The following is a 6723-nucleotide window of genomic DNA, read 5'->3' as shown; positions in this document are numbered from 1 at the left end:
CGAACCGTCAGCGGCAAGGTGCCGTTGCGGCTCGAGCCCGACCTGCACAGACGAGCCGCCGCGCGCGCCCAGGCTGAAGGGCTCAGCCTGAACCAGTGGATCGCGCGACGGATCGAGACTGCGGCCTGATCCTCAATAGGCGGCGGTGAACCGGCGTCGGCTGTAGCGGTGCTGTTCGACCTCGTCGGCCATGGCGATGGCGTAGTCGGAAAAGCCGATGTGGCTCTCGCCCTTGTCGTCCACGACCAGCTGATCGGTGCCCAGCCGGAAGTGGCCGAGACGGGGCGTTTCCTCGATGACGGCGGCCGGCGAGAAGAAGGTCCAGTCGATCTCGGTCTCGGTCCTCAGCGCATCCAGGAAGGTGATGCCGCCCTGGGCGAACACCTTCCATTCCTCCGGGAACTCGGGGGTGTCGATCAGGCGGACGCCGGGCGCGACCTCCAGGCTGGCGGCACCGCCGGTGACCAGCAGACGTGGCACGCCGGCGGACTTCAGCGCCGACAGCAGGCTGGCGGCAGGAATGTCGAAATGCAGCGCGCTGACGACCACGTCCGAGCCCTTGATCAAGGCGGCGAGCGCGGCGGGATCGGAGGCGTCGCCCCGAACGACAGTCACGCCTGCAGCGGTCGGAATGGCCTCGGGCTTGCGGGCGATGGCCGTGACGGCGTGACCGCGCGCGGCGAGTTCCGTGGTGATTTCCGATCCGGCGCGACCGCTCGCGCCGAGGACTGCGATCTTCATGGGAGGGTTCCTATGGTGGTTTCCAATGGTGACCAGGTGCGATATGGAAATCAGTTATGCAAGAAGGCACCGAAACCTCATCTGGTCACCTGAAGGAAACCTGGCCCGCGCCGGGCGAGCCGGGCTGGCGTGGTGACGTCTATGCCCAGAACTGTCCGACGCGGCTGTTGCTGGACCGGATCGCGGACAAATGGACGGTCCTGCTGCTGACCACGCTGCAGGCCCGCCCCATGCGCTTCAACGCCCTGAAACGGCGCGTCGAGGGTGTGTCGCAGAAGATGCTGAGCCAGACCCTGCGCCAGATGGAGCGGGACGGACTGGTGACGCGTACGGTCGAGGCCGCCGTTCCGGTATCGGTCACCTATGCCGTGACGCCGCTGGGGGCGACGCTGGTCGAGGCGCTCCAGCCCATGATCGACTGGGCCGAGGCGCGGATGCCGGCGGTCGCGACGGCCCAGGCCGCATTCGATCGGCGCCAATCGGCCGTCTGAGCCTTGGCGAGCGGGGCGCGGAAGGTGCATGATCATCCGCAGACGGAGCGTTCGCTCTGCGTGAGCGCCTTTCGATGTTTCTAGCCTCCCCTGCAGCCTTTAGATGACCGACGCCGGGGCACCGCGCTCGGGCCGGTCGGAGACGCGCCAGGTCGCTGCCCTGCCCTGGAGGGCCGGCGCGCGTGATGTCGAGTTCCTGATGATCACCTCGCGCGAGACGCGGCGCTGGGTCATTCCCAAGGGCGGGCGAATGGCCGGAAAGACCGACCCCGAGGCCGCCGCCGTCGAAGCGATGGAGGAGGCCGGCGTTCAGGGAATGATCGCCGCCGCAGCCGTCGGTGCCTTTCGCTATGCCAAACGGCTGAAGAACGGCCAGGACCGGTTGTGCGTCGTTGCCGTCTATCCGCTGAAGGTACTGATCCAGCTTGGGGTCTGGCCCGAATCCACCGAGCGCGAGCGGCGCTGGATGACCCGCGACGAGGCCGCCGCCTCTGTCCACGAACCCGATCTGGCCCGACTGATCGTCGCCTTCCAGCCCCCGGCTGACTGAAGCGGAGTCTCAGCCGCCGGTCATGAACCTGCGCTGGGCCTGCATCATCGCCGTGATCATCGCCTTCTCGCCCTCGGCCAGGAAGGGGTTCCAGATGTCGAAGATCAGGATGACCCGCAGCTGATCGGCGTCGTTCCAGGCCTCGTGCTCGATGGTGTCGTCGAACACCCAGGCCTGGCCGATCTTCCAGTCGCGCGTCGTATTGCCGACCCGGAACCGCGCCGGCCCCGGCAGGATCAGCGGCAGATGGCACAGCAGCCGGACGTTCGCCGACCCCGTATGCGGCGGGATGTGGGTATGGGGTTGCAGGGCCGAGAACACCGCCGTGGGCGCAAAGCCCGGCTGGTCCGCCATCGGCAGACTGTCCAGCAGGGCCGCCGTGCCCGGGCACCGATCACAGACCGCCTGCTGACGTTCGCCGTCCTTGTACAGGAACAGCGACGACCACTTGTCCGAATGGTTCAGTTCCCCCCACTGGTTGACCGGAACCTCGGGCGGATAGGCGATATAGGGGGCGAACCCCTCCATCCCCCCCGCGATCAGCGCCTCCAGCTCACCCTGAATCATCGGCGTCGCCGCCTCCAACGTCTCCAGCCAGGGGAACAGCGCCCGATCGTAGAAGGGAATGGCCGGCAGGCGCGGATAGTTGAGCAGCAGCGGCTCCTGCTTCGGTGCCGGTTTCAGTCCCGCATAGATCTCCAGTCCCTCGTCGAACCTCTCTAGGATCGCGGGGTCGACGCTCGCCCTCAAGGCCTCGACCTCGGCCCGCATATGGTCCCGCAGGCTTTCGGCCTCGCGCTGGATCAGGGTCGAGGCATAGTCGATCTGGGCCAGCAGGGCAGGGGGGCATCGATCGCGCGGCGGGGCGATCTTCAGGGCATTCCGATAGACGGGAATGGCCGCCCGGCTCTGGCCGATCTTTTCCAGCAACGCCCCCTTGGCCAGCAGGGCGATGAAGTCATAGGGCTGGATCGCCAGGGCGCGGTCGATCTGCACCAGCGACCCGTGGAAATCCCCCTGCAGCCGCATCGCCACCGACCGGTTCAGGATCCCGTTGTGGGTCACGCCGTAAGCATCGGCCTGATCGATCAGTTGAAGCGCACCGGCCGCGTCCAGACGCGCCAGAGCCTCGCCCGCGCGCCGCAGCAACGCCGATTGTCCGGATGTCGGATCGACCATGAGAAGCGGGCGTCCCCCGACGCGGCCGTGCAGTGATTACGGTTCTGTAATCCACAAGCTTCGCCGCTACGTCAATCGGAGTTCGGCCAGTTCGGAATCCATAGCGGCCCAAGACTGGATCCGACCGTGACCATGGGTCTCGAAACCGACCCGGAAGGGCATGGCAGGGCCGGGCAACGACCGACCTTCACAAAGTCCGGACGGGCAATATGTCCGGTCAGTCCGAGGCTGAGATTCTCGCAAGCAGTGCATTCACGAAATCGATTGCAGCGTCAGGGCCGAACACGCCCGCAACGCTAGGCTGAAACCTGCCGGAAATCGTGCAACCATCTCAAGTAAAAGAGAAATCTGGCGTGCCGAAAAACGATGTTCTTGATTTTTTAACCGTCGTCGACGCTTTTCCTTCCAAGGGGAGACTTCAACACATGGCAATTCGAATTTCATGGGCCCTGCGGCTCTTTGCGGTGGCATTGTTGCTCGCCTTCACGCTCGCGACGGGGACGGCGGTCTTCTCGCTTCTGGAGTTGCGGGTCGGCGGTCCGCTGTCCCAGCAACAGGCCGAGGCCAATGTGCTGCTCGCGGACATTCTGCCGCCGCCCCTCTATCTCGTTGAGTCGCTGCTGGTCGCCCACCGCGGTGCGGAGGAGCCAGACAAGGCCGATCAACTGGCCAGAGCGCTGAAACAGCTTCGCACAGACTACGAGGCGCGCGATGCCTTCTGGCGGACGACCGAGCTTTCGTCTGAAATCCGCGCCGATCTGGATCGCTCGGATGTCGAGGTGAAGAAGTTCTGGGGCATTGTCGATCAACAATACCTGCCAGCGCTCGCCGCCGGTGACGCTGCCGGGATTCATGCCGCGATCGCCGCCCTCACCGAGGTCTACGGTGCCCATCGTCTGATCATCGATGACCTGTCACGCCAGGCCACAGAATCCGCCGAAAGCGTCGTCGCAGTCGCCGACCGCTCGACACAGATTATCTTCGCGCTCGTCGCCGCAGCATCGCTGTTCATGCTCGCGGTCGTCATTGGTGGCCTGTTGATGCTTCGGGCCAAGGTCGTGACGCCGATCATCAGAATGACGTCCTACATGGGTCAGCTGGCTGACGGCGACTATGAGAAGGATGTGCCGCATCAGGGTCGCCGGGACGAGATCGGCGATATGGCCCGCTCCGTCGGGGTGTTCCGTGAAGCGGTTCTGGAACGCCGCGCCGCCCGTTTGCTGCAGCAGGAGAGTGATGCCCGCAATCTGTCGGAAACCGAGCGCCGCGCCGCAGAGATCGCTGCTGAAGCCGATAGTCGCGATCGCGTCGTGGCCGCTCTGGACGCGGGTCTGAAAGGTCTGGCTTCCGGCGATCTCAGCCATCGTATTGAGGTCAGCTTTCCCCCCGAGTTCGAGAAGCTTCGCCTCAACTTCAACAACTCCCTTCGTGCCCTTGAGGAAACCCTGTCCCTCGTGATCGAAGGTGCCAGTGCCGTGGAGGGCGGCGCGCACGAGATTTCGTCCGCCGCCGACGACCTGTCGCGCCGGACGGAGCGCCAGGCCGCCGGCCTGGAGCAGACGGCAGCCGCTCTGGACGAGGTCACCGCGACGATGCGCCAGACCGCGACTAACGCCGCTGATACCCAGGTCGCAGTTTCCCAGGGCAGGCAGACCGTGGACTCCACCAGTCTCGCGGCAAGTCAGGCGGTGGACGCCATGAAGCGGATCGACAACTCGTCACGCGAGATCGGCCAGATCATCGGTGTCATCGACGAAATCGCCTTCCAGACCAACCTTCTGGCCCTGAACGCGGGTGTCGAGGCTGCGCGGGCGGGTGAGGCGGGGCGCGGCTTCGCCGTGGTGGCGCAGGAAGTCCGGGCCCTCGCTCAACGGTCCGCAGAAGCGGCCAGGGAGATCAAGGCGCTGGTCGCTGAGTCATCCGACAGCGTCAAGAGCGGTGTCGGTCTCGTCGCCAAAGTGGGTGAAGCCCTGTCGGACGTCGTCGCACAGTTCGCCCAGATCGATGGGCTGGTCCAGGCGATGGCCCAGGCTTCGAAAGAGCAGGCTACGGGTCTCAGCGAGATCAACAACGCCATCAACGAGATGGACCAGGTCACCCAGCAGAATGCGGCCATGGTCGAACAGACGACTGCGGCAAGCCACAATCTCACGCGCGAGTCGCTGAACCTGGGCACCCTCATGAAGCGCTTCCAGATCGGCGGCGCAGGCAACGAAGCTGTTCGCGGTTCCAATCCGGTTCACGCGGCTCTGAAACGTATCGAGCAAGGCGTGAAACCTGGAGCCCCCCGCCCGACCCGTCCTCAGCTCGTGCTGGCCGGCAACACGGCTTCCAGGGTCGAGCCGTGGGAAGAGTTCTAGGTCTCACGGACCAGGCTTTCGGGCCCCCACTGCGGATCGAGTGCGTCATTGCCACCGCGCGGCTGAGCGAGCGCCCGGTATGGAGCCGTGCCCCGTTGCTTTCTGGTCCACAGCGTGTATAGAGCGCGCCTTCCCGCCAAGGCTTCGGTCTCGGCGGACCTGTCCGAGAACTTCGGGGTCTGGGGGTCACCCAGGCCGTAAATGTCAGAGAGCCCTCTGACGCCGTGGGGAGATGGGGAAGCGAACCACAGCTGGTCGGCCCGCACGTCGGGATGACAGCCTCAGTCGCATCCTTCGGACATCGCTACCCGGCCCAGCGATCCGCATCCGTGCGGCGCGCGACAGCCACGACGTCGTTCGGGAATAAGCCCGGGCGGCAACCCAAGACTGGAGACCGCAATGGACCGCGCACAAAAGGCCGAGTCGATCGAGACGCTGAAAGGCGTCTTCAACGACGCCGGCGCCGTGGTCGTGACCCACAACCTGGGTCTGACCGTTGCGGAAATGGAAGACCTGCGTGGCCGGCTGCGTACCGCCGGTGGCGCATTCAAGGTGGTCAAGAACCGCCTGGCGCTGAAGGCCCTCGAGGTCGAGGAAGGCTCTGCCTACCACGGCCTGTTCAAGGGTCCGGTGGGTATCGCCTACGCCCCCGATCCCGCGACCGCCGCCAAGGTGTCGACCGAATTCGCCAAGGGTAACGATCGTTTCGTTATCGTCGGCGGCTTCATGGGCCAGACCGTCGTCGATCCCAAGGGCGTCGAGACCCTCTCGAAACTGCCCTCGCTCGACGAGATCCGCGCCTCGCTGCTCGGCCTGCTCAACGCCCCGGCGACCAAGATCGCCGCCGTCGTTCAAGCGCCCGCCGCCCAGCTGGCCCGCGTGTTCAACGCCTATGCCACCAAGGAAGCCGCGTAAGCGGCGTCCGACCTTCCATCTCTGCACACATCCAAACCAACCCCATCCTCCGAAGGAAATACTGAAATGGCCGACCTGTCCAAGATCGTCGAAGACCTGTCCTCGCTGACCGTCCTCGAAGCCGCCGAACTGTCCAAGCTGCTGGAAGAAAAGTGGGGCGTCAGCGCCGCTGCTCCGGTCGCCATGATGGCCGCTGCCGGTGGCGGCGCCGCCGCTCCGGCTGAAGCCGCCGAAGAGCAAACCGAGTTCACCGTCATGCTCGTCGACGGTGGCGACAAGAAGATCAACGTGATCAAGGAAGTCCGTGGCGTGCGCTCGGACCTGGGCCTGAAGGAAGCCAAGGACCTGGTCGAAGCCGCTCCGACCCCCGTCGTCGAGAACGTCTCCAAGCAAGTCGCCGAAGAAGTGAAGAAGAAGCTGGAAGAAGCCGGCGCCAAGATCGAAATCAAGTAAGATCCGACCGCGGCCTTCGGGCCGAAAGCGAAAC

Annotated in this window: 9 protein-coding genes; 6 read left to right on the top strand and 3 right to left on the bottom strand. The window is 65.2% G+C overall.

What is annotated here, in order from left to right:
- A partial coding sequence (locus tag ACILQR_RS14890) for a toxin-antitoxin system HicB family antitoxin (protein ID WP_395652170.1) occupies positions 1 to 129 on the top strand: 129 nt, incomplete at its 5' end.
- Between the two features lie 3 nt (positions 130 to 132).
- On the opposite strand, the gene ACILQR_RS14885 is transcribed toward ACILQR_RS14890, so the two are convergent.
- Positions 133 to 741 (bottom strand): NAD(P)-dependent oxidoreductase, encoded by a 609-nt coding sequence (locus ACILQR_RS14885; RefSeq protein WP_395652169.1) that lies wholly within the window; start codon positions 739 to 741, stop codon positions 133 to 135.
- A gap of 56 nt (positions 742 to 797) precedes the next feature.
- Between ACILQR_RS14885 and ACILQR_RS14880 the strand changes: the two genes are divergently transcribed.
- Together ACILQR_RS14880 and ACILQR_RS14875 are read left to right on the top strand one after the other, a co-directional pair.
- Complete coding sequence (locus ACILQR_RS14880) at positions 798 to 1232, top strand: winged helix-turn-helix transcriptional regulator (protein ID WP_395652168.1); 435 nt, start codon at positions 798 to 800, stop codon at positions 1230 to 1232.
- Between the two features lie 103 nt (positions 1233 to 1335).
- Positions 1336 to 1782, top strand: coding sequence for an NUDIX hydrolase (locus tag ACILQR_RS14875; RefSeq protein WP_395652167.1), 447 nt, complete (start codon positions 1336 to 1338; stop codon positions 1780 to 1782).
- 9 nt (positions 1783 to 1791) lie between these two features.
- On the opposite strand, the gene ACILQR_RS14870 is transcribed toward ACILQR_RS14875, so the two are convergent.
- Positions 1792 to 2931: an aspartyl/asparaginyl beta-hydroxylase domain-containing protein gene (locus tag ACILQR_RS14870; protein ID WP_395652166.1), complete on the bottom strand. Its 1140-nt coding sequence runs from the start codon at positions 2929 to 2931 to the stop codon at positions 1792 to 1794.
- Positions 2932 to 3213: 282 nt separating this feature from the next.
- The gene (locus ACILQR_RS14865) at positions 3214 to 3405 is read right to left on the bottom strand and encodes a hypothetical protein (protein ID WP_395652165.1); all 192 of its coding nucleotides are present in this window, start codon (positions 3403 to 3405) and stop codon (positions 3214 to 3216) included.
- Here ACILQR_RS14865 and ACILQR_RS14860 point away from each other — a divergent pair.
- From ACILQR_RS14860 to rplL, 3 genes are all read left to right on the top strand, one after another.
- A complete protein-coding gene (locus ACILQR_RS14860) occupies positions 3387 to 5321 on the top strand; it encodes a methyl-accepting chemotaxis protein (RefSeq protein WP_395652164.1) in 1935 nt (644 codons plus the stop codon). The genes ACILQR_RS14865 and ACILQR_RS14860 overlap by 19 nt on opposite strands.
- Positions 5322 to 5720: 399 nt before the next feature.
- Entirely contained in the window at positions 5721 to 6236 is a 516-nt protein-coding gene (rplJ, locus tag ACILQR_RS14855; RefSeq protein ID WP_395652163.1) for a 50S ribosomal protein L10, read from the top strand.
- Positions 6237 to 6302: 66 nt separating this feature from the next.
- Positions 6303 to 6689 (top strand): 50S ribosomal protein L7/L12, encoded by a 387-nt coding sequence (rplL, locus tag ACILQR_RS14850; protein ID WP_395652162.1) that lies wholly within the window; start codon positions 6303 to 6305, stop codon positions 6687 to 6689.
- Positions 6690 to 6723: the final 34 nt, after the last annotated feature.

The organism is Brevundimonas sp. (assembly GCF_044239655.1).
GTDB lineage: Bacteria > Pseudomonadota > Alphaproteobacteria > Caulobacterales > Caulobacteraceae > Brevundimonas.
This window is presented reverse-complemented; position numbering and strand designations above follow the sequence as displayed.

What these genes read in the sequence shown, in the direction of transcription:
- ACILQR_RS14885 (WP_395652169.1), bottom strand. Translation starts at nt 741, where the DNA reads ATGAAGATCGCAGTCCTCGGCGCGAGCGGTCGCGCCGGATCGGAAATC.
- ACILQR_RS14880 (WP_395652168.1), top strand. Translation starts at nt 798, where the DNA reads ATGCAAGAAGGCACCGAAACCTCATCTGGTCACCTGAAGGAAACCTGG.
- ACILQR_RS14875 (WP_395652167.1), top strand. Translation starts at nt 1,336, where the DNA reads ATGACCGACGCCGGGGCACCGCGCTCGGGCCGGTCGGAGACGCGCCAG.
- ACILQR_RS14860 (WP_395652164.1), top strand. Translation starts at nt 3,387, where the DNA reads ATGGCAATTCGAATTTCATGGGCCCTGCGGCTCTTTGCGGTGGCATTG.
- ACILQR_RS14865 (WP_395652165.1), bottom strand. Translation starts at nt 3,405, where the DNA reads ATGAAATTCGAATTGCCATGTGTTGAAGTCTCCCCTTGGAAGGAAAAG.
- rplJ (WP_395652163.1), top strand. Translation starts at nt 5,721, where the DNA reads ATGGACCGCGCACAAAAGGCCGAGTCGATCGAGACGCTGAAAGGCGTC.
- rplL (WP_395652162.1), top strand. Translation starts at nt 6,303, where the DNA reads ATGGCCGACCTGTCCAAGATCGTCGAAGACCTGTCCTCGCTGACCGTC.